The sequence below is a fragment of the Granulicella sibirica genome (assembly GCF_004115155.1).
In the GTDB taxonomy this organism is placed as follows: domain Bacteria; phylum Acidobacteriota; class Terriglobia; order Terriglobales; family Acidobacteriaceae; genus Edaphobacter; species Edaphobacter sibiricus.
Map to the genome: position 1 here is coordinate 2591441 of NZ_RDSM01000001.1, position 22354 is coordinate 2613794.

General features: G+C 53.1%; 18 protein-coding genes and 1 pseudogene. 7 read left to right on the top strand and 12 right to left on the bottom strand.

What is annotated here, in order from left to right:
• Positions 1-20 precede the first annotated feature (20 nt).
• The 3 genes from GRAN_RS10770 to GRAN_RS10780 all read right to left on the bottom strand — a co-directional run bounded on the left by GRAN_RS10770 (position 21) and on the right by GRAN_RS10780 (position 2686).
• Complete coding sequence (locus tag GRAN_RS10770) at positions 21-1043, bottom strand: FAD-dependent monooxygenase (RefSeq protein WP_128912860.1); 1023 nt, start codon at positions 1041-1043, stop codon at positions 21-23.
• Positions 1040-1288 carry an FAD-dependent monooxygenase gene (locus GRAN_RS27005; RefSeq protein ID WP_128912861.1) on the bottom strand — a complete coding sequence of 83 codons (249 nt, stop codon included), beginning with the start codon at positions 1286-1288 and terminating at the stop codon, positions 1040-1042. The genes GRAN_RS10770 and GRAN_RS27005 overlap by 4 nt, the downstream gene beginning before the upstream one ends.
• Before the next feature lie 441 nt (positions 1289-1729).
• On the bottom strand, positions 1730-2686 hold the full coding sequence (locus GRAN_RS10780; RefSeq protein ID WP_128912862.1) for a hypothetical protein: 957 nt from the start codon (positions 2684-2686) through the stop codon (positions 1730-1732).
• A 416-nt stretch (positions 2687-3102) separates the two neighbouring features.
• On the opposite strand from GRAN_RS10780, the gene GRAN_RS25485 reads away from it, so the two are divergent.
• The 6 genes from GRAN_RS25485 (at position 3103) to GRAN_RS10805 (ending at position 10307) form a co-directional block, all read left to right on the top strand.
• A complete protein-coding gene (locus tag GRAN_RS25485) occupies positions 3103-3240 on the top strand; it encodes a hypothetical protein (protein ID WP_161570927.1) in 138 nt (45 codons plus the stop codon).
• 266 nt (positions 3241-3506) lie between these two features.
• Positions 3507-3911 (top strand): hypothetical protein, encoded by a 405-nt coding sequence (locus GRAN_RS10790; protein WP_128912864.1) that lies wholly within the window; start codon positions 3507-3509, stop codon positions 3909-3911.
• Positions 3912-5710: 1799 nt separating this feature from the next.
• Positions 5711-6922, top strand: a complete 1212-nt coding sequence (locus tag GRAN_RS10795) for an acetyltransferase domain-containing protein (protein WP_128912865.1) — start codon at positions 5711-5713, stop codon at positions 6920-6922.
• Positions 6923-7776: 854 nt separating this feature from the next.
• Positions 7777-8595, top strand: coding sequence for a hypothetical protein (locus GRAN_RS10800; RefSeq protein WP_128912866.1), 819 nt, complete (start codon positions 7777-7779; stop codon positions 8593-8595).
• Between the two features lie 33 nt (positions 8596-8628).
• The gene (locus tag GRAN_RS27010) at positions 8629-8784 is read left to right on the top strand and encodes an SGNH/GDSL hydrolase family protein (RefSeq protein ID WP_421800793.1); all 156 of its coding nucleotides are present in this window, start codon (positions 8629-8631) and stop codon (positions 8782-8784) included.
• 629 nt (positions 8785-9413) lie between these two features.
• Positions 9414-10307, top strand: coding sequence for an FAD-dependent oxidoreductase (locus GRAN_RS10805; protein ID WP_241654498.1), 894 nt, complete (start codon positions 9414-9416; stop codon positions 10305-10307).
• On the opposite strand, the gene GRAN_RS10810 is transcribed toward GRAN_RS10805, so the two are convergent.
• The 9 genes and pseudogenes from GRAN_RS10810 to GRAN_RS10850 form a co-directional block, all read right to left on the bottom strand.
• Positions 10270-10860 (bottom strand): DUF418 domain-containing protein, encoded by a 591-nt coding sequence (locus tag GRAN_RS10810; RefSeq protein ID WP_128912868.1) that lies wholly within the window; start codon positions 10858-10860, stop codon positions 10270-10272. The two genes, GRAN_RS10805 and GRAN_RS10810, sit on opposite strands and share 38 nt — an antisense overlap.
• 107 nt (positions 10861-10967) lie before the next feature.
• Complete coding sequence (locus GRAN_RS10815; protein ID WP_161570929.1) at positions 10968-11981, bottom strand: helix-turn-helix domain-containing protein; 1014 nt, start codon at positions 11979-11981, stop codon at positions 10968-10970.
• A 320-nt stretch (positions 11982-12301) separates the two neighbouring features.
• A complete protein-coding gene (locus GRAN_RS10820) occupies positions 12302-13558 on the bottom strand; it encodes an SGNH/GDSL hydrolase family protein (RefSeq protein WP_128912870.1) in 1257 nt (418 codons plus the stop codon).
• Positions 13559-13958: 400 nt separating this feature from the next.
• Positions 13959-14444 (bottom strand): nuclear transport factor 2 family protein, encoded by a 486-nt coding sequence (locus tag GRAN_RS10825; RefSeq protein ID WP_128912871.1) that lies wholly within the window; start codon positions 14442-14444, stop codon positions 13959-13961.
• Between the two features lie 173 nt (positions 14445-14617).
• Positions 14618-15628, bottom strand: a complete 1011-nt coding sequence (locus GRAN_RS10830) for a glycoside hydrolase family 5 protein (protein WP_161570930.1) — start codon at positions 15626-15628, stop codon at positions 14618-14620.
• 284 nt (positions 15629-15912) lie between these two features.
• A pseudogene (locus GRAN_RS27015) lies at positions 15913-16155 on the bottom strand (DUF418 domain-containing protein); the annotation flags it as partial.
• A gap of 354 nt (positions 16156-16509) precedes the next feature.
• Positions 16510-17250 (bottom strand): class I SAM-dependent methyltransferase, encoded by a 741-nt coding sequence (locus tag GRAN_RS10840; RefSeq protein ID WP_128912874.1) that lies wholly within the window; start codon positions 17248-17250, stop codon positions 16510-16512.
• Between the two features lie 233 nt (positions 17251-17483).
• Positions 17484-18959: an amino acid permease gene (locus tag GRAN_RS10845; protein ID WP_128912875.1), complete on the bottom strand. Its 1476-nt coding sequence runs from the start codon at positions 18957-18959 to the stop codon at positions 17484-17486.
• A gap of 1112 nt (positions 18960-20071) precedes the next feature.
• Positions 20072-20725, bottom strand: a complete 654-nt coding sequence (locus GRAN_RS10850) for a TetR/AcrR family transcriptional regulator (protein ID WP_128912876.1) — start codon at positions 20723-20725, stop codon at positions 20072-20074.
• Positions 20726-21005: 280 nt separating this feature from the next.
• Between GRAN_RS10850 and GRAN_RS10855 the strand changes: the two genes are divergently transcribed.
• Positions 21006-22031: a GlxA family transcriptional regulator gene (locus GRAN_RS10855; RefSeq protein WP_128912877.1), complete on the top strand. Its 1026-nt coding sequence runs from the start codon at positions 21006-21008 to the stop codon at positions 22029-22031.
• Positions 22032-22354 lie beyond the last annotated feature (323 nt).

Genomic DNA, 22354 nt, shown 5'->3' on the forward strand with positions numbered 1-22354 from the left:
GTCGCGGACGACCGGTAAAATTAGTTCAATTCCAGACCCCGAGTTTGGAATTCGTACACCATGTTTTCAACTGCTGAACGAATCTGTGCGCGGCGCGTTTTCCCGGCTTCCGATGGCGCGTTAATCTCCGCCCACATTGATGCCAATTCATTGCTTGATGACGCCGCTGGAATGCCGATTGCCTCTAAAAGAGCAGGATAAAGCGCTAAGGCACCCGTTGCGTGTTCGACAACTTCTTTGCCGACGGGCATCCGTTCCTCGGTGTAGGTGTCGAGCAGGTGAGGTTCCGCCAATCCTTTCAGCACAAACGCCAACTTCCACGAAAGATTGTAGGCATCTTGAACGGCGGTGTTCGAGCCGAGACCGTTCAGCGGAACGTGTCTGTGCACCGCATCTCCGATGCAAAACACCCGCCTATTTTGACACTTTGTCGCATAGAGCGAGTTCATCGTCCAAGGGTCGACCCCAGTCACCTCAGGTTGAAGGTCTGGAAGACCGAGATAGTCGCGGATCGTGGCGATCGCCCTTTCTATAGGCAGGTCGGGCACTTCCTTACCGGCCGCGAAACCCTTGATGAGCAACCATCTCGTCCATGGCTTGATGCATCGCAAAACGCCAATGCCGATGCCATCATCATCTTCAGCCGTTCTCACAAGGTAAAACAACGGCCCCGGCCGTTCAGCCACATACTCTGTCAGATCGCAATCGAAGAGAATGTTGAGACTCCGACCAATCTCACCCGCTCCCTCAAGGGGGAGATTCAACAGCTTAGCTACTCGGCTATTCCCACCATCTGCACCGACCATGTAGCTCGCAGCGATGGTGTACGTGTCTCCGGAAAGCCGGTCCACGATCTTCGCTGTAACCTGCTGATCGTCCTGTTCAAAGGATGTCAGCTCAGTGCTGAAACGTACATTTGCTCCAAAGCGCAATGCTGCTTGAAGCAAAACAGGCTCAAGCAGGTTTTGAGGCAGGTCGGCAAGCGAGCACGGGCTGACCGGCTTGGCAGCAGCCTCTTGGCCAAGACCCCAGATACGTCCTATTCAACCCCGACGAGAGTCCGCATAAATATTGCCTGCGGCATACGGTCGTATCCGGTTGCAAATTTTCGCGCCTCATCTTCTATGCCGAGATCACGAAAAATCTCAAAAGTCCTTTGATTCGTTACATGCGCCCGAGGAGTCGGTGCGAGTTTTGGATGCTTGGTAATTGCAAGAACCCGAATTCCTTGTTTAGCTAATGCAATTGCAGCCGTTAGTCCAGCAGGCCCGCACCCAACCACAAGCACATCTGTTTTTGATCAACTGTAAACCTTTCTCTTGGCCGTCCTTCGCTTCGGATCGGAACTGTATTTTCCCATATTGCAACGCCTGGAACCTTGGATGTACGTATGAAGACCGCAGCAGGGCTCAGCATAAAAGAGCTGAGGCCGGAGCTGAGCCAAGGCAAGGAAGCGCGTCAGTTGGATCGAGATAACGAGATTCATATTGCGAAGGGATGAAGATGCTCAGGTGTTCACGAAGCAGCCGTCATCACCCTGCCGGCTCGCAAGGAATAGAACTGTTCGCCAAGCGCTTGTCTGGTCTCCAGCCATATGAGTTGCGGGATCGCAAAATCGACGGACCCATAACAGCTGTACTTACACGGCCTCCATAGAGAGAGCAGGTGCGGACTTGGCGATCCTCTGTTTACCGTTTGACGATGTCGTCTGTTTGCAGCAGCTCTCGTTTCAAGAAGAGATGCCACAGTATTGTTTCGTCGCAAGAAGCTCGTCCACCTCCGCAAAACGCTTTTCGACGCCAGGGAAAGTTAGTGGCTCCCAATGCCGCATAGTTTTTCCCTGAGAGTCGGTGACTTCGATGCTGAGGTTTCCGCCATGTTTGCTCATAAGCTCGCGCCAAGAGACGAGTTCCGCGAGGTCCTCATACTGAGACGCTGTCGCATAAAGACTAACGAACGGGCTTTGAGCCAGTGAATCGTATACGGCTACCGCCTCCCCGAACCCGATCGGGTGTCCCTGATGGAAGTGGGTCCTCGCTGCAGCGGACGTAGCGAGGTGAGACACCATGGTGTCTGGATCGGTCCAGATGCCCTCCGTGAATCGGCTATGCGGATCCGTTGTGGTGTTGCAGCTGAAATCCAGCACGTGAGTAGATTCGTGCAAGAGCAAGTACGTCAGAGCATCCGTTCCTGTCCCTTCAACAGAGACTGCTATGTCGGAGCCGTCGGCGGCGAATACGCTTTGCTCTTTGGTGGTTAGGAACGTAGAAAGCGACTCGTTTAAAACACTGGCACGAAACGTGATGTCGTAAAAGCCCTTTCTGGTAGCTGGCGACGTAAGGGCGGTACCCTCGCCCGGAATGCCGTCGAGAAACGCGAGGTAATGCAGCCTCTTCTCGAGGATGTGCCTATTCAGAGTGGGCAGAGATGCGAATGCGGCCGCCACCTTCACTCTCTCAGAGTCCGTCAGTGTGTGTAGTTTGACATCTTTCATCCCGACCTTTTTTGCGTCTCTGATCGCTACTTTGGAGGGTGGCCCGACACGTTCCATCAACTCTTGTACCTCTGCTGCGACGCTCTGAGAGGGCACCTGGGATGTTGCATACGCCGATTGTGTTAAAAGAACTCCGAACGAGAGACTAAGTCCAGCAATTAACTTCTTCAACGGCGTCTGCCGGTATAGCATGAACTCAATTCTCCGTTGTGACTGTTGGCTAAAACGCGTTTGCAAATCATATTTGTGGCTGCGTCTTAGATGATTTCCTAAAGATGAGTGAATTGTGTTTGATTTGCTTGCACCTTGGTTACCCGAAGCTGCCGAGAGGCGGGCTTGGTGCACATCTTGTTTCCATCGGACATTCCCGAAAGGTAATTGATAGATGCCGTATCTAGCTGTAGTCAAAATATCTGGCTGAGCACGCTCAGACTTTGGTGCGAAGTCGATGTGTCTTTCACTATAGTTACGTCTGATTTCATTTTTGCCCATGAAGAGGCGCTTTATACGGTCAAACCTGAAGCAAATCCAGCCAAAAGTGTTGCGCAAACATCCGTACTCGATTGTCATTGACCAAGACGTTCCCAGCAAGAGTCTCGTTTCTTGGAATGCCCGCTATGCTGATCCTTGAGAAGCTTGGCTACCGCAGGAACGCAATGCCGAACGCCAGTGTAAATCTCGTTCGCCCGCATGAACACGACGCGCGTCTCGAGCTTCAGCGCAGCCTTGAGAAGCTCTCCGGCTGATCTCGGCACATATCAGATCAACGGGTTTGGCGGCCCTGCGACTCACATCATGGATGCGACTGAAACCCGCTAATCTCACCGGCTTGCCTTCGTTGTCTTGGAATGCCGATGTCGGTAATGACAACATCTGGAGTGAATTTGTCCGCGAGGCGAAGCACCCGAGTCTTATAAAAGTTGACAGAAATAGTCGTGAAAATGGCATAAGAACACCCTTATAACTCCCTGATTAGCGCGTCATATAGAGAACGAATGAAGAAGAGGTATCCATGACGGAGAACAAGACAGTTCGACAGTTTTTCCATAACTGTCACACCATTCCAGAAACAGATGTCGATAAGTATCGGGAGGAGCAGTGTAAGGTCCTCTCTAAAGAAGTAGTCACGATCGTCACTGATACCAAGAGAACTCATACTTTCGTAGGCATCGATGGCTTTTTTGAAGCCCTCGCATCCTGGGCTGGGAAATTCTCCTGCGAAGGGCAAGCCATCTACAACTACGTAGAGGAGACGCCGGAGCACGTGATGATCCGGATGGATAGTGTTTTACGAGTACAAGATCCCAGCCGTGGCGAATTCATAAGCGAGGCGGATCAACACCAATGGAGTCAAGAATTTTTTCTTGAGAATGGGATCATCACGAAATATATATCGACAGTCTCATATCAAAGTTGAGGCTTCCTGTTGGCGTTCCGGGTGAGCTCCAGCCGCTGCTTGTACGCAAGCTCGCGCGGGAGCGCAATTTGCAGACAGGTGTATTTCTTTCTTTGCGCAACGTAGCAACTAGTTCCCTTTTTCACATCGAAGTGGCGATCTCGATCTCCGGGTGTGAGCTTCTTACGCTTGATCGTCTTAACAAGGTTAGTTGAGTCTTGGACGATTACACTTCGGGCGCGACCTCCCTCTCTGCACGACGGGCTAGCCGCTCTATGTCCTTGCTTCCTCTGCCAGGTATTTTATGACAGCTTTATTGTCGGTACTTCGCTGATCCAGTTCGCGATCTGTTCACGCCGGGCCCGATCTTGTCTTAGCGTTCAAATCCTCAGAGGCCAGCTTTCCTCACGTTGACCGAGTCCGCTGCATGCTGAGGCGATCATGCGGCCGATCATCGTCTCATGGTTCACCCCAATGTCAGCGCTAGCTGTCCGTCTAATCTCGTCCCTAGCCCTTTCGTCGCAGTACAGTCACAACCAACTTGCTCTTCATAAGTCACGTGAGTAGGCAAGCGGTTGACCGCCGGATAGTAGCTTGCGCTATGGGAATAAGACCTTCATATTAATCGCCGGTTATCGGACTCTCGTTGGACCATCTTTGCCCAGCGACTTCACGGTCAAACGCTCCTTCTTCCAAAACACAGCAACGCAGATGTTTCTGGCTTGATGCAAAAGAGTGTTTTCGGCATGCGGGTGAGTGCAGTAAGGCACTGGCAGAAAGTATTTGTCTCTTGGCTCGTTTCGCCCTTCTCTCCAACCTGATCTTTGCGTCAAATTATCTGGTATGAGCGATCGTCTTTCAGAAATCTATCGTGGGGCAAAACAGGCCTCTGCTCGCCTGGGCTCTACACGCGGAGGCATTAGCAATCAGCTCAGCCCCAATGTCATATCTAGACCTTGCGACCGATTTCTTGTTAAGGACCAGCATCCAAGTGCGACGCTCTCTCTTGCCCGCATGGCCAGGTCGCGTAACCACGTGGGAGAAACCTGCAATATCGCTCAGACACTCTGTATTACCAAAATGATGGGGTTAGGTCCCACATGTTGAGTTAGCGGTTCTCTCGGTCAATCCAAGCTGGCAAATGAACTGACGGCTCCGATAACCATTCAAATAGCACCGACCATAATGAAACGCTTATGTGGCGGAGCGAACAACCAAAGGACTAAGAAAGTTTATGAAATTAAAGATAGCTTTTGCTGCGTCTCTGATCGCATTCTCACTTGATCTGTCATATGTTCCACTCTCCCAGGCCCAAAGCATTGTAGTTCCGGTCCATGCGTTCTTTAGTAAGACGCCGCGAAAGGTTAAATTCGGCCTGATCAACCGATCTGGAGAACTCTTTGAACTAAAGATGGGGGGCCAAATAATAACGCTGAATGTAGGTCAGTCCGTGCAAGTAAATCTCCCTGTCGGAACACAGATACTTTTCAATAACTCCACGGAACATCACAAGGTCGGTGACCTTATCATTCAGGTAGTTGATACGTATCGCGACGCAAACGTGGTTCTTCACAATTGAAAGATCATGGCCTGTAGAACGCCGATAAATCATGGCACGGCGACTTGAGACGTGCCGTTCGCGCCTCTTAGCGGAGGGCGAGTGGACGCATCAAGTGTGGTGGGCGCAGCGATCGGACAACAGCGCTTCCGAAGAGTGAAAGATCTTTGCGGTCGAGACGGTTCGATTGTGAGGTATGCGTACGACAATTGCGAACTGTCTCCGTTAGCGGAGCAACCACGAAAGTGAGATTCACCTACAGATGGCTACACCTGATGATGTGTTGATGGAACCGCGCCGCATGCGGTTGACCTCTCTAGATACCTGGCGCGGTCTCGTCATCTTTCTTATGGTTCTCGACCACGTTCGGGATTTCTTTAATCGCGGGGCGCTCACCTCTACACCCACCGAGGCCGGCCACACCACTCTCTTGCTGTACCTCACGCGCTGGGTTACTCACCTCTGCGCCCCGACCTTCTTATTTCTAGCCGGTGTCGGTATCCGGCTTCAATATGAAAAGCATGGGCCCACCCGGAACCTGTCCCGGTTTCTGGCGATGCGCGGTCTATGGCTGGTCTTTCTCGATTTAGTTGTGATCAGCACCCTTCTGAGCTTCGGCCGCGTGTTTTTCTTCGTTCAGGTTCTCTATGCGACAGGCATGAGCATGCTTGTGCTGTCCGCGCTGGTGTGGTTACGGCCGCGTTTCGTTCTCGTCCTGGGCGGCGCAATCGTCCTGCTTGCACCCTTAGCAATCCGTCCCCTCTTGCATGCGACCGGCGCGCCCCTCCTCTTTCGAACCTTTACTGTCTTCCCTGGACCCTTACCAGCTGGAAGTGGCATCGTCTTGTACCCCTTTGTTCCGTGGCTCGGCATTATGTGTCTTGGCTTCGGCTATGGACATATCTTTCGGCTACCGCCGCCAATCCGCGACCGGATCCTTGCCTGGACCGCCGCCAGTCTATTGGCGCTCTTCGCACTGCTGCGTGGGATCAACGGTTATGGCGATCTCTCACCGTGGAAGGCTGGGCATACGCCACTCTTGAACTCCGAGTCGTTCATGGACGTGACTAAATATCCTGCATCTCCTGATTACGTCCTGGCCACTCTCGGAATTTCATTGCTTCTTTTCCTCGGCCTGGAGCGACTGCGCGGCCCATTTATCGGGATTCTCACCACGTTCGGCCGCACACCGCTCTTCACCTACATCACTCATTTCTTTGTCATGCATTGTCTGCAGATCGCGGTCGGTCTCGCGCTCGGGTATCCCCTACGAATCTTCCAAAGCTACATTGCGAACGCAAGCGCCGCGATGTTCTCCGGCACCGTTCCTGAAGTGGAGCGCCTCGGATGGGGTTTTCCCTTGTGGGGAACCTATATCGTCTGGTTACTCGTCGTGGCCCTCGTTTACCCGCTTTCACGATGGTTCGAGGGCGTCAAGCAAAATCGTCAGGACTGGTGGCTCCGTTACCTCTAAGGTATGCAGTCCTGCGAAGAACGTCCCGCCATGGGTGGGAATTCCTGATAAACGTTCGTACCCAGGGCTGCCCCGCGCGTCAGACCGGGAGCTGCGAGGCTGTCTTTCGGGGCAGTTTTATAGGGTCGTTTGAAAGAAGCCGCTGGCATAGCGGATGAGGTGAGCTGGCTATGGAATTTGAATGGGCGATCCCGGCTGTGATGTTGTGTGTTTCTATGCTGGGCACAGCCTCGAAGGCACAAGAGGTAGCTATCACGTTCGAGTCGAGAAGGTGTTGGCGAGACTACGCCCAGGCGCTTCTGCATAGCTGCGACCAACCGTAAACCTCACCGTCCTATTGTTCTCATTCAAGGTGTCCGACTCCAAATCGATCCCGTCTTCGACGCTCCGACGGGAACTGTTTCATTCATGCAAGCGCGGTGAAGAGGCCGGTACAGAATTCGTCAGCCCGCACTGCTCTGTCAGTAGACCGTCACGAGGTGGTTTTAGTGAACTATCAAAGAGACTTTGCTGAAGCGGCAAAGAGCTGTTGTAAATGGCTGGTGAGGGGTATTGCAGAAGGATATGCGCATGCAGGATGCATATTGCTGACCGGCCGCCATCTTTGTGAGATGGACGATGCTGAAACATCGAAGATAATCCATGGGAGTGTTCGACAAGATCTTCGGACACCCTGCCAGGCCGACGAAGGCGATAGCTCCTGAAGGTTTGTGGTTCGGCAGCATCATGGAGGAGTTGTCTATGGATTTTCGCAAGCGCTCTGCCTAAGACGAAGTTGTCTAACGACTGGAGTCGCCTGTGATGTACGACGTCTTTGCCCACGGTTTCCATCCCCATACCATCGGATGGCATCTATGCCGCTGCTGACCAGGCGTTCTGTTGCCGGCGCAAATAACGTGTTTTCTCAGTGTCCCCACGATGCGGGCAACGGGGTTGGAACGTGGACTTCCGTTCCCTTCTTTTTGCAAAACACTGGCGAACTCTTTACAAGCGACAAAACCATTCGTGAAATTATCCACGTCTCTCAGGGTGGGGAGTCAGTTCGCATCGTCCTTACCAATGAATTGGGGAGTGAAGTACAACGATCGCGAATCGGTGGCGCTACTGTTGCGGTAACGGACGGGTACGGGAACCTCAATCCTTCGGAGACAACAAATCCGACGTTTGCGGGCACCTCAGAGATAGCGATCACTCCGCAGTCACAAGTCGTCTCGGATCCAATTCAGCTTAGGATCGAACCGAATTCCAATTTAGCCGTCTCTATCTTTGTCCCCGGTCAGGGGATCGATACGCTTACCTACCAAAAGTTTGCCATGCAGAATAATTTTCTAGCGGCCGGAAACCACTTAACCGCGACAACACTTCCTAACCCGGCGACTGTCTCGGAATGGTGCTTCCTCAAAGGGGTTGAGATTCAGAAGGAGAACGATGCAGCATCGATCGTTTGTCTTGGAGATAGCATTACAGACGGGTTCCGTTCCACGATGGGCGCAGCTACCGAACCACAGATCCGTTGTCCTATCCTCCCACCGCTAAGGAGCAGATCGCTAGTTACTAGCAGATCATTACGCGCGCTCATCAGCACAAAATCATTCTGTATGGCGCCACGCTCCTGCCGTGTAAGGGCGCCGCGTTCCATTCCGAAGCCGGCGAAAAGGTTCGGCAAGATGTGAACGCTGGATTCGGTCGTCTGCGCGTTCGACGGAGTGATCGACTTCGATGCGGTGATGCACGCCCTCCAAAGCCCACTATCCTTCAACCCCGAGTACAGCTCTATTGACCATCTCCATCCAAACGACGAAGGGTACAAAGTGATGGCTGACAGCATCCGACTAAATCTTTTCGACGAACGATGGGAATGACGACTGCTGCTATCCTTTTCTCGAGTTTTCTCGTTCACCCACTGGCGGACGTTGCAGGAAATGGCGGCGCAAGCATGTGCCGCGCTGACAATCTGTAGGCCTCCTTAAAATGACGGCCACGAACGAGGTTTGCTTCATTCTTGGATCGCCTCGCGCTGGCAAATGCTAGCATCTCTCGGATTGTTCAGAACGCTGGCAGCAGATGTCAGACCTGGGACATATACTGCCAAAGAACCCTCCGGACGAAGCTTTCCTTCGCTTATATGCGTCTGCCTAGGTAGCAGCTGTCCTTCCCGCAGTGTGAGGCGTTAGCGGCAACACCATAGAGGTCTAAGCTACTGGTGCCTCCCACAAAGGAATAGAGCGAGTTGAACGAATCTCAAGAATCAAAACGTTTGTTGCCACCGCATTTGAAACCTATCGATACGAACGGTCCTCCACAAAGGATCACGGTCTGCACTCGTCCGTTTCGCGCGAGCGGGCCACGCATAGAAGCCGAAAGGTTGGGAGACCAGTTGCTGATTCACAACTACGGTCACGGCGGTAGCGGATGGTCCTTGTCCTGGGGATCTGCTACCCGTGTCTTAAACTTGTTGCGAGATGCGCACCCTAGGACTCTTGATGTTGCCGTGATAGGAGCTGGCGCTATCGGCATCACAACAGCTCTGACCTTGCAGCGCGCAGGATTTATAGTGAGCATCTACGCCCAAGATCCACCGCTACAAACACGGTCAGCGCGTGCAACCGGTTCTTGGACTCCAGACAGCAGAATCGCACTCGGCGAGGCAGTAAGTGTACGCTTTGAAGATGCATGGCGGCGGCTAGCCAGCGAAACCTTCGCAGCATTTCAGGCGTACACCTCGATGACCTCACGGCCAGTCGAGTGGGTTGACCGATTCGTCCTGTCCGACACTCAGCCCGATCCACAACGCGCAGAGTTCGATCGACGAGATTCCCATGGATTTTTCAAATGCTCTTTACACCTCGCCAATTCTTCACCGTTGATGAGCTTTATTCCGCGCGATCAGTCACCATTCCCTACTCCGTATGCATGGCGCTCGCGATCCCTCACGTTCAATTTAGGCGTACTTATACCCTTGCTGCTTGAGGAGTTTCAGCGTGCCGGTGGCCGTCTGGAAGCATGTACCTTTCGCACCCCGGCTGATCTTTCTAAGATCCGGGAACGCCTGATAGCGAACTGCACTGGATGGGGGGCCAGACATCTTTTTGGCGACAAGAGTCTGACTCCAATTCGTGGTCAGATCGCGTGGTTACCGGCACAAACCAATTTGAGATACGGATTGTTGTATGGTGACCTCAGAATTGTCTGTCGGCAGGACGGCATCGTTGTGCAACATAGTCGGGAAGGTGACGATACAGGGTGGAACGATGCAAGCGAAACGCCAGATGCGGAGGAAGCGACCGCAGGCTTAAAAGCGCTTGCAACTCTGCAAGCGAGCATGAAAGAACGCACGAGAAAAGTCCCTATGCTGAGACGAGCCTTAAATGCTGATATTTTCTAAGCGCAAGGTGTTCCTGAAGTTTTTTACATCGCCAGGAAGACACTCGGTGATGCAGCCCGATATCTCGGATCGCTGTCCCACTAGCAATAGGGTTGACGCACATGCACAACGCCAACAGGCATGCGCCACAGACGGCCAACGTCCGCGGCTGGAGATTTCGGCAAGGATAAAGGAAGAGAAGCGCTATGAGTCCGTAAAAATATAGGATGTCGCCATGGTAAAGAAAATAGCCGTGCATGACGCCGAACAGGACCAGCCACATGTTGCGTCGAAGATAAATATCGGCTGCCCTCCCTTGTCCTTGGCGTTGCTCTATGCGCCCGGTAAGCAGGATGACACCTGCGCCGAATAGCAAGGAGAACAGCGCGCGCATTTTGCCTTCCATGATCAGCCAGCGCGCGAACCACATAGCCGTGTTCGCGGCGGCGTGCGGACCAGTGAAGACAGGCTTGGACGCACTAAGCGGCACGAGATAGTCCCAGCCCGGCAGACCAAAGTCGGAGACATTGGCGATGAGGATGCCCAGCAGAGCGATGCCGCGCAGTACGTCCATACTTGCGAACCGCTGTTGACGTTAAGTGGGGGCAAGCGCCGGTCCGGTCGCCGGCGATTCTTCTTGGACTAAGGTAGTGCTGTCACATTGCATCCAAAGGGATTTCATCATCTGAGACGGGCCGGATGACTCCTGTCTTCTGAGCTTAGCGGAGCTGAGACGACCTTACTTGACGAAAAATGACATGACAGACGACGCCGGAAGATGCTGGGCGGCACTCCGAGGCGTTGACGAAAAGCCCGCGTAAAGTGTGCGTCGCTCTTAAAGCCGCACTCCATAGCGATATGCATCAGGCTTAAGTTGGGTTTCAGCATAAGTCGTCTTGCTTTCTCAATGCGCAGGTCCAAAACGTACTGATGCGGAGAACGTCCAGTGCTGACGCGGAAAGTGCGAAAAAAGTGCCGCTTGCTACATCCCCTCTCGGCTGCGAGGGTTTCAACGTCGAAAGTCGCGTCCGGCGTGGCTTCAAGCCGGTCGGTGATGCGGCGCCACGTGCACATATCCAGGTTATTGGTAAGCCACGCTGTTTGGCGCGTGCGAGTCAGGATTAGGAGACGGTCTGCGAGCGATTGAATGAGCTTCTCCGCGTACCGCCGCCCATTTTGGCCCCTGGTGCGTGCTTCTTCGCCTAGGCATTTCAGGATGCTTTGCAGGGGTGCCTCTAGAAAGCAACGCTTATCCTGCGAGATCATCCCGTCCGCCACGCTATGTATGTTGCTGTCATGGCGGAATCTCTCCTCAACTTCACAGAGGAAACCTTCCTTAAAGCTCAGGAAAATTCCAGACCAAGGTTCGAATGTCCGTACCTCGGCGAGTGCTCCCCTGGTGTAGAGGGAGAGAGTTCCCGGATGCACCAGCTTCGGGACGAAGTAGCCGTTAGCGTCGGGATGATCGCAGCGCATTGTTTCATTGTTGTTCCAGAAGCAAAGAACCAAGCGGCTTAGCTCTGCAGCAGGGCGTGACTTCGGGGAGATCTCATGTTCCTCAAGCATGATGCCCGGCCAGCCCGGGCCCGCGCTCGAGAAGAGGCATCGAGACTCGCCGCGCACGAAGTTCCGAATGACCCGACTCTGCTCAGACTCCCAAGCGCTAACAAGATCGTTGTGATCAACTGTGCTCATTCCATCCATTGCCGAGTGCCAGAACCTGCCTTTTGGTGAGCAAGTTCTTCTGGCAATCGAGCCGGTGCGAATCGTTCCGTCTATTGGTTCCAGGCTGCTCAGCGTTCATGACCAAGTGTTTCTAAGGCGGGCGTCGGGGTTGGGCAGTATGTGATTTTGGCGCTTAACTTTTCATGACCTGCGATCCACGTTCCACGGCCCACAGCTCGTCTTCATTCAGTGGGTTTTTCCGTTCATGTCTGATGGTTGGATGTTGCATCAATACTTCGCGCCCTATTGAATTCCTAGGCAGGGAGAAGTCACATCCTACAGCCTGGACATCAGGGCCGATTATCGACGCGCATAAATGCGTTGTATACCTCGCGTCCCATTAACTCGTAGCCAGAATCGTTTGGGTGCAGACCATCTCCGCTGTCATAGCGCGATTTCAACATTGGTCTTGAGTCATTCTGTCGAGCGTCCAGTAGCTGGTCAAAGTCTACGATGCTATCGTAGATGTGCTCGTTCAGAGCGCTAGTCCGAATCCATTGATTAACCTCTTGCCTTACGGCTTCGCCCGCTTCCGAAAAATAAGCTGCTCTCCCGAATGGCGTAAGGGTTGCGCCAATCACCTTGATGCCTTGAAGATGAGCGCGCTGGGACAGGTCTCTGTACGCCGCTTCTATTTGCCGTGCAGTCGGTCTGGTTGCTGACGGCTGCGCGGCTGGACCATAGCCGAGTCCTATGTCATTAATACCCACTGCCAGGACCAGGAACTTGACGTTCGACTGGTGCAGCACGTCGCGATCGAAGCGCGACAACGCCGCCGGCCCACCACCATTCTGAAAGATACGATTTCCCCCAATCCCCTCATTCAAGACCCCGATTCGTTTCATGTCAGTTCTGGATTGCAGCGTTCTTGCGAGGACATCCGGCCACGCCTCGTTCCTGTTCGGCGTGCTATGGACACCCTGAGTAATGCTATCGCCGAGGCAGACGATCGCTCCGGCATCGGAATACGACTCAGCCTCCGATTGCACATCGACAGCGACAAGAAACGGATACGCGTCAGAAGAACTCTGTTCTCGCATCCGTAAGGAAAGCAACTGATTTCCGGGCGCGGTATAGTTGGTCGTGTTTGCCTTTGGGTGTACAGTCATCACGTGAATCGTTTCGGGTGGTACGAGAATGCTGACCGCGAGATCAGATAACGGGGCTAATGCAAGCGAAACAGAATCACTGGTGAGGCTTTTTCCGGCAGCTATATTTGCCTGCGGCATACCATTAAAGGTCAGCAGCTCAGGTGTAGACTTCAGTGTGCCGGCCTGTGCGGCCACGGCTATGCTGACACCATCAATTCTGAGAGTGTCTGTACCGAATACGTTACTAAGCCGAATTCGTACAGCACGGCCTCCGGTCGACACATGCACGATCTCCCGGATCGTTTCCGGAGCTGTCCCAATTCCATCGGTGGTGAATTCAATACGCGGTGCAGCTGACCAAGTTCCCGTCCAGCCGCTCGAGCCACCGGATTGACCATGGCAAACAGATGCGGCGGAAACCAGCAGCCAAGCAAATGAAGGTAGGAGGTGTCTCATAGGTAGTCCATCTCTCTCAATGGCAAGTAGTAGGGTAGGGACGAATCACCGGTTTTAACGCTCCGCACAGAGCGTTAGGCGGAATTATCTTGCAGGGACACCCGCCCGCTTCTCGGAACGGAGGCCGTTCGCTCATAGACCTCGCAGCTTGGAGCGTCAACAGCATGTCTCAGCTAGTGCGGATTTCCAGCGGGCACGCCTGTTTTGTACCGGGTCTCGATTACCTGCCTGATCCAAAAACGTTTGACCGCATGCGAGCCCTGCATAATTGTCTATCTTGGTGTTATGTTCGTAAGACGCCCCCTCGGCCTTGTAACATCAACGCGAGGAATCGATGCTCTTGGTTCCCATTATCGAGCGAGCAAACGGGATTCGAAACGTAATCAAATTTCCATGAACCTCATTTAGGGACTCCTACGCTTCCGGGAATCCGAGTGCTTTGCATAAATTCAAGTTGCCATTTGCCTGACTTCCTTTCCAGGAAACCAGACTCTAGCCAGCTTTGATCTGACTTGATCTGTCCCGTAGTAATTGTGCCCTTGTTCAGGTACGCGATCCACGCAACATCCCCGACAACATGTACGTCTGGCTCCGTGATATTCCACTCAATCTGTTTTCCTGAGGCGTGTAAACGCTTCATGAAGGCCATAACCGAGTCTTTGTCAAACCGTGACCCGTTGTCAAAGATATAAAAGTCTTGTGTGACTACAGAGTTGAGTTCCGTCTGGTCTTCGTTCCTCAAGGCGACGAGTAACGTTCTGACGACATCCGTGATGGACCGCTCATCGACCGCTGTCGCTTTTTGTGCCTTCAGGCGAAGAGTACTTGTGAGGACGAACATAACCAGAAGAGCCGAGATCGATGCGGTAGTATGGCGACGTGTCAAGAATCCTCCATTTCATGGTTCATTTGAAAAGAGGAGCAAGGTTCTGTCCCCTTTGCGCGAATTGTTAAAAGCTGCCCGTGGCCCAACGCGAGTGCGGATCGGAGCCCGTTGAGGAACAACGCAGACACCTGAGTTTCCGGATGGCGTCATGTGTATCAACCGGTCGTTTTGTGTCACAGTACCTTGGATGGAAGAACGTTAGTGGCATACCAGGAATTTATGGTTAGTCCGGGACCGCGCTGTGCCGTTCCGCACGTCAACAGCGATCCGTTGTCGTAGTACATCGAAACAACAGGGTTGGGGTAGTTATAGCGAGTTCCTCCGAATGCCGTCGGACCGCCCCAATCCCAGAAACTCATCTCCAAACCAATTCCTTTACTCTGAATGTAGTTAAGAAAGAAGAGAAGGAAGGCTGGGTTGGTTGGACCGCAATAATAGCCCTGACCCCATTCCGTGATGATCACAGGATTGCTTGCGGCAAAGTTCCCAAAACTGTTGTCCAGGAATGCTTGTTCGTTCCGCTCTTCTTCGCTGGATTCTTGGAAAGTATACGGATGGGCCGCATAGGCAGTCTGATTCAGACTATCGGTCAGAGTTGGGGCTCCCGTCAGAATTCCGGCATGCGCGAGGCCGTCAGCGATAACGACGTTCTTCGCACCTTCAGCACGTACGCTGGCGATCGTCGAGTTCATCGCCGTGACCCAATCTTGCCAATCAGATGGTTGCACAGCCTGGTCCGGGCCAGTGCCCGGCTCGTTGAACAACTCGAGCAGAATACCTTTATCGTTCTTGAATGCAGGCACGAGTTGTGCCCATACGCGCTGCGTTGCTGAGTTCGGCAAGTCTGTTGGATTCGGATCTTGCGTAATCGACTCATCCTGAACACCCACAATGACTGTGAGACCCGCTTTCCTGGCTTCTTGAACCGCGCCAATGAATCCATTCACAAAAGATTCCGAATAGAGCTTGGTGTTTTGAGGATCGCCGACTGTTTGGCCAAGCATAACGCGGACCGAGTCGGCGCCGGCGTTTGCCATGTCTGTATATTCCTGCGGCGAGTAGTAAGCTTGCGCTTGTGTCTCGAAGTTGGGCACATTCTGTTCGTTTGGGGACGCTTGAAATGCAACTTGGAAAAATCCATGTGGTACCCACGGCTTTCCATCGCGCAAGAGTTGCTTGTTCACAATTGAAACCTGTCCCGGTAGATTAGAGCCGTTCGCAGGAGGATTGGGTGCTGTGGAGTTGGCCCCGCACCCGGTTGTCATGAGAGTCAGCGCCTGCACAAGGAGCCCCGTGACCACGAGTTGATTCTGGCGAGAAAAGTGCATGTTTCTTTTACCTCGGAGATTGATAGTCCGCTGGCGGCAAACTGTTGCGGGCCGCTGTCAACCGAACATCTTTTAGATTTTCGATGCGATCCCGAAGAGCTCAAAAAGGTATCTTTCGGACAAGAAGCCGGCAATTGAAGTCAAACCGCCTCGAATTGAGCCACATGCTTACGGAATGGTTGCTGACGATTGTAAGCGAGGGATCGCCAGACCCTTTCCAGAGGTCCCATCTTGAAGAAGTTAAGCCACAGTGTCGCAAGCAACAACTGAGCAATCATTACGGCGAGAGCAATCGAGGCGAGTCCAAACCAACCGAAGCGCCCGAAAAGCCCGGATGCAAAACCGGGATATAAGATTCGCATCCCAAGAAAATTCTGAATAAGGTAGAGGGAGAAGCGGTGCGGCCTGCCGCCTTGAAAGGAATGAGTAGGCGCAGACCAGGAGGGGTCCTAACGATGAGGTTGATGAGTGCAACATGGCCGCGCTACACCAACCATTAGCCACTCAGGACGCGCAGGCTATCGCCCAGCGGGCTGCGAGATTAGCCTCCCTTCGCCCCCACCCGCATCGGCTTCCTTCGGCTGCCAGCCAAGCAGGCGTGCGTCACCGAATTGCTCATAGACGCTATGGCCCATATTGCTAATGTTGACGAGGAAATGAGTAGAATGGCAATGCCGCGTTGGATGTCGAGAACAGCGATGCGCTCGCTGGCATCTTTGGAGCTAGCGTTGGTGGTTTCATTGCGCATCCGCCCGCTTTTGCAGAAGAAACACCATCCAAGGAGCGTTAGAGAGCTCACTGATCCAGTCACACTGGTACCTGTCGTCGACCGAGGCAAGCGGACTTCGCTTTTCCAAAAGCATTAGCGTTGTTTTCTGGAAGATCGCCTCATAGTTTGCTTCCGTACAGAGGATGTCTTCTACGAGACGTCGACTACCTGCGTCCTTAATCAACACCCTAACCTTATCTCCATCCCTCGCTATCTTGTTTTCCGGGAACTCGGACGTACTGAAGGAAACCCATTCACGCATGTAAAGTTCGGGAGATGATGCGACGAGGATGCTCCGACCATCCGGCTTCAATACTCGGCTGATCTCGTTTAGTGTTTCGATCTTCTCTCCTGCAGTCGCAATTGTGTCGAACGGCCACATGGAGAGAACCAAATCGAACTGCCCATCCCTGAAAGCTTGAAGGTTCCCCGGCTCGATTAGTCGGTAGTCCGCCTCTGCGTCCTGCTCGCGGGCCTCCGCTATCATGGCCTCCGATATGTCAACGCCTATGGCAGAGAAACCATGACTGCGCAAAAATCTGGTTGATCGGCCTGCGCCACACCCGTAGTCCAGAGCGTTCCCGGACATGTCATATGTCTCGAACAAGTGAGCGACGTCTCGATAGGCGATATTATATGTATTCTCGGTGCCCAGCTTAGCGTACGAGGCAGCAAGAACGTTGTCATTGTAGGGATTGGGGAAGGACAATTAGGTCTCCGATTGAGTGTTGACGATCGTTTATGCAGCGGCTGCTGCAATGGGTTAGGGTGGGAGTAGCTCCCCTTTGAATCTAAGGCAATTTGGAAGAACAGTCCGAGGTTCAATAACTGGCTTGTGCTCGCAAAAGACAAGGCCTCCCTCACTTGAAGTGCAGTTGTCCGATTTCCGCTCAGGGTGAAATACAATCCTGACCGGCAGTAGATCAATACGTCTGAAAGTCCCTATGCTCCGCCTCGCACAAGTCGAGATCGGCGCACGCCGTACAGGCCGTAGATCGTAAGGCCGATAGCAGACCACAAGGGTAGAACCAGCTTGGCCTCTCGCGACAAAAAGAGAAACAGGACGAAGCACCCTAGACACGAGACCGAGGCCACGAACCACACAGCTGGAGTGCGGAAGGGACGGTTGCGACTGGGTTCTGTGTATCTCAGTCGCAGAACTGCAAGCGATACAAGGAAGAACGCGAAGAGCGTTCCAGAATTTGCGATAGCCGCTAGACGGCCTACCGGTAACAAGGCGGAAGCGAACGCCACGGCTATTCCTGTGCATAGGGTCACGACGTAGGGTGTCTTCCATCGCGGATGTGTACGAGCTAGGCGGTCGGGAATAAGGCCATCGCGAGCCATCACAAAAAAGATACGTGTCTGACCGTAAATAAGCATCATCACGACCGACGGCAACGCAATGAAAGCAGCCAGGCCAAGCCAACCGGCAGCAGCAGGGTGACCGAGCTGGCGGAGAATAGAGGCGAGTCCTTCGTGAGAGCAGGCGAGCGACTGGTGCGAGCCCGATGCAAGCTGATCGCAACGTTCAGCCAATGTCTTTGAGCCCGCAAGTAATGGTACCCCGTCGATATTCTTCATGGGTTGAGCGCCGAACGTACCCGCAGCACCGATTGCAACAAGCAAATAGGTGAGTGTCACCACCAAGAGCGCTCCAAAGAGACCGATGGGCAGGTTTCTTTGAGGGTTTCTCGTTTCCTCCGCAGCTGTGGCCACTGCATCAAAACCGATGAATGTGAAGAAAATAGAAGCGGCAGCGTTCGTGATGCCCGCAACCCCAAGCGGGGCGAACGGATGGAAATTGGTATCCTTGATCGCAGGTAATGACATTACCACGAACGATCCTAGTGCTAAGACTTTTACCGTGACAAAGAACGCGTTCACACGTGCGCTCTCCTGAGTACCAACCACGAGGAGTAAAGTCACAACAAGACACAATAAGACTGCGGGAAGGTTAATTATACCGCCGCCGTATGGGCCGTTTGTAAACTTAACCGGAAGGACGACATGCAACGCTGAGTGCTCAAGTAGTCCCACCAGATATCCCGACCACCCCACAGCCACTGCGCTTGCCGAAATAGCATACTCGAGAACTAATGCCCAGCCGACGATCCATGCCCAGAATTCCCCAAAGCTGGCATATACGTATACGTATGCCGCTCCCGAGATAGGAGCCATAGCTGCTAGTTCTGCGTAGCATAGTGTAGCTATCCCACAGACAATGGCGGCAAGAATGAAAGACACAATCATTCCCGGGCCTGCTTCCTGGGCAGCCTGAGATGTCAAAACGAAGATTCCGGTGCCAATCGTCGATCCAACTCCAAAAAGTGTGAGCTGCACTGGTCCTAAAGAACGTAAGAGCGGGTTACGCTCAGACTGTTCAAGGCTGGTATCAAGCGACTTTACTCTCCACATATCGCGCCACCTCGTCAAAACACTCTAAAAATAAGAACTTTTGGTTTGGGGGAAACAAAGCAAATTTGCGCTCTACCTCATACTTGCAAATCTGCTATGCCGCTCCAAAATCCTGCGGTACTCGGATGAGAAGCTTGTCTGAGAGATTTCGTAGAATTCAAAACTGCGAAACTTACGACATGTCTGCCATGAACAGGCTTCACTGAATCGCATTTGTGACGGTGGCGGTGTTACGTGTCGAGTCGTCCGTCAATACAAGAAAAACCTCTCTGTGTCTCAGCCACTCTTGGCGCCGATTTGTAGTGTTCCATGTCGCTGCCGGCGTAGCGCAGATTCACGCGCACTATCGTGCTTCTCAGGCGACTGCTCCTCTGGCACCATTCATTGTCCGTGCATAACCGTCAGCAAAAATGCGATGATCTCAATCCTCGTTAGCGCTGAGTTCAGTGAGAAACGAAAAGTCCGTAATCCAACTCAGGACATAACATAGGGAGTGATTGCCCCAGTCGACATCAAAGGCATACTCGGCCTCTTGTAATACGACTGCAGCAGACCTGGTCCGTTCGATAGTTAGACTGGTTAATCCCTACGCACGATTGCGTGATTTGCTGACATAACCCACGTTCAAACGGACACCTTGTCCAAAGCGTTACGGCCGGTCTGACGGATTTTGAGAGCGTCGGCGGAAGAATAAGCGAGGCAATCTTGCACGCCTTAAAATCAATGGCGAACCTGTCAGCAAATCCGCCGCAATCGCTGTGACCCCGATGCATACCGACCGAGAGCGCTATTCATCAATCGAATAGTCCGGCTCAAGCGTCTTATTTAGGCCGACCAAGTATCAATATTTGACAAGCAGGTTTCTCGTCTTTGTATGCATCGTCTCAACGTTCGTGGGCATCTTGACCATCCTGTTAGTTGGTCTACCGGTATAACGTCACTACTTCTCAAGTTCGGACGGCAAACGTAGGATGAATGCAGCTGCAATTCCCAGTGGGAGAATGTTTAGAACACATTGCATATGAATCGTATGGGGAAGCATGCAGCGATCTACGACCTCGGCATGACGCCGGGCTGCAGTAGGTCGATGTTGCGCATTCTGGGCCCTCTACCTACGACATAAGGGACGAAGTCTTTTCGGCGCGCCTAGCGCGGCTTTTTCGAAGCCCTCTTTCCTTCAGCAAGGCCTGTGTCACCGCATCAACAAGCCACCGCTCAGCATCATCATAGGACCATCCGTTTTCCTCGCGATGGGTAAACCAGCTCCAGTAACCGAAGTAAAACCAAAGCACATCGCGAGCCTGATTTACGGACAGGCCGGGACGGAGGGCGTCCAGGCTTTTCAGCTTTTCCGCAACCATAAGGCATGATCCTCGGTAGCGTTGAGTCGCAACCTCGAGGTATTTGGCAACGGCGGCATCGAACGGGGCCGCGTCGTGCAGAGCGTAAATGATGTCAGCAAACTCCTCACGCATGCTCCGCATCGTTCGCCCGACAATCTCCAGAATTTGCTTTGGGTTTTCTGAAGCTTCGATGCTCAACGCCGCAGCATTGCGAATCGGCGAAAGCGTCCAAATCTCAATTAGGGCCTGTAAAATCCCACTCTTGCCTCCAATGGAGGTATATACGGTTACCGCAGCAACGCCTGCGAGTGACGCGATGTCTTCAACCCGAGTCTTAAGGTATCCGCGCTCGGAAAAAAGTTTCCTGGCAGCTTTGATAATGGACCTACGCGTTTCCTCTGCGTATTGCTTCCGCAAGTTCATTCATTCCCTCGACAAAGAGCCCTATATTCGATATAGTCGACCTATAACGAAAGCGCGCTGTTGTTTCAACTGCCGCTACAAGGATGGTAAACGGTCAGCGGCGACGGGATACGGCCCATTCTGTTATGCAATGGACAAATTCAACATTCAAACGTCCGTGATTCGACTCGTCACGCATGCAGTTGAATCTCCTCGCCAGTAAGGGGGCGCATTGGAGAGGGCTACGTCGATAGTCTTCCAGTCGAAACCTTGCTGAACCGCTAGACGCAACCCAGGAGGTATGATGCCGATCAACGTGACTTTGCTTGCGCTACCGTCAGCCAGTCTTATGAACATTTTTGGCCCAGCGGAAGTGTTTGACCAAGTCAATGACCATCTGGGTAAGACCGTGTACCAAGTACAAATCCTTCCCGCCGGGCTTCGAAGACGAGCTTGCGAAGGGATGGAAACTGAGCTGGATGTCGCAGATTTAAGCCATTGCACGCATTCGACCGACACTTTGTTGTTGGCCGGAGGACTCGAATGGCCGGTCCAATTGCCGCGGAAGCAGATGAGTGGATTGGCGGGCTGGATTCGACTCTGCTCCACCCGGATCCGTCGCATCGGCGGGCTCTCCTCTGGAGGTCTGGTTTTGGCGGAGGCTGGCATTCTTAATGGGAAGCGGGCTACAACACACTGGTCTTACGCAGAGCGGATGGCCAAGAGCTTTTCGCAGATCAGAGTGCTTTCTGACCGCATATTTGTAAGAGACGGAGGTTGCTATACCGCAGCTGGGGGGACGTCAGCAATAGACCTCGCGCTGTCGCTTGTCGAAGAAGACATAGGTGAGGAAGCGGCAATCAATGTGGCGAAGCACATGGTGCTCTTCCTCCGCCGGTCGGGTGCTCAACCGCAATTGAGTACCACGCTTTTAGCGCAAACATCAGCTTCTCGGTCGATTAGTAATCTTCTGTTTTGGATTGCGGACAATCTCGACCACGACCTCTCCGTTAGTGAACTCGCAAAACGGGTGGCCATGAGCCCGAGGAATTTCGTGCGACACTTTACCCGCACCGTCGGCAAGACTCCTGGACGCCACGTGACTGAGCTGCGACTCGAGGCTGCGTGTCAACATCTTGCGAGCCCGAGCCTGAGCCTGTTTGAAGTTGCAAAAGCTAGCGGCTTTGGCAGCGTCGAAGCTTTCCGACGCCCATTCACAAAGTCCTTTGGCATTCCTCCAGGGGAGTACAGAATTCAATCGAAGGAAAGGGGCTGTACTGAAGCTCCTCCTGCTACCAGCAATGGATATCGACTCGGATGGACTTGATGATCACAGGCAGAAGGGGTTCCTATGACGGGCCAAGGACACGAGCAAAGCCGCCGCAAAGTCCGGATCCCGCTGGGCTCAAACGAAAACCTATACGCGTGATTCTTCTGGCGCTACCATCAAGCAGCCCAATCAATGTGTTCGGTCCTGCTGAGGTCTTCGGGTAGCCTGCTCCCAGCGGAAGCAGGACTGCTTAGACAGAAGCAAGCGACAACTCATTGGACGTACCTGGAGCACATGGCGACAAGGTATCCTGAGGTTCAAGTCCTTTCTGATCGCATCTATGTAAAGGATGGCTTCTGCTATACGGCAGCCGGTGGCAC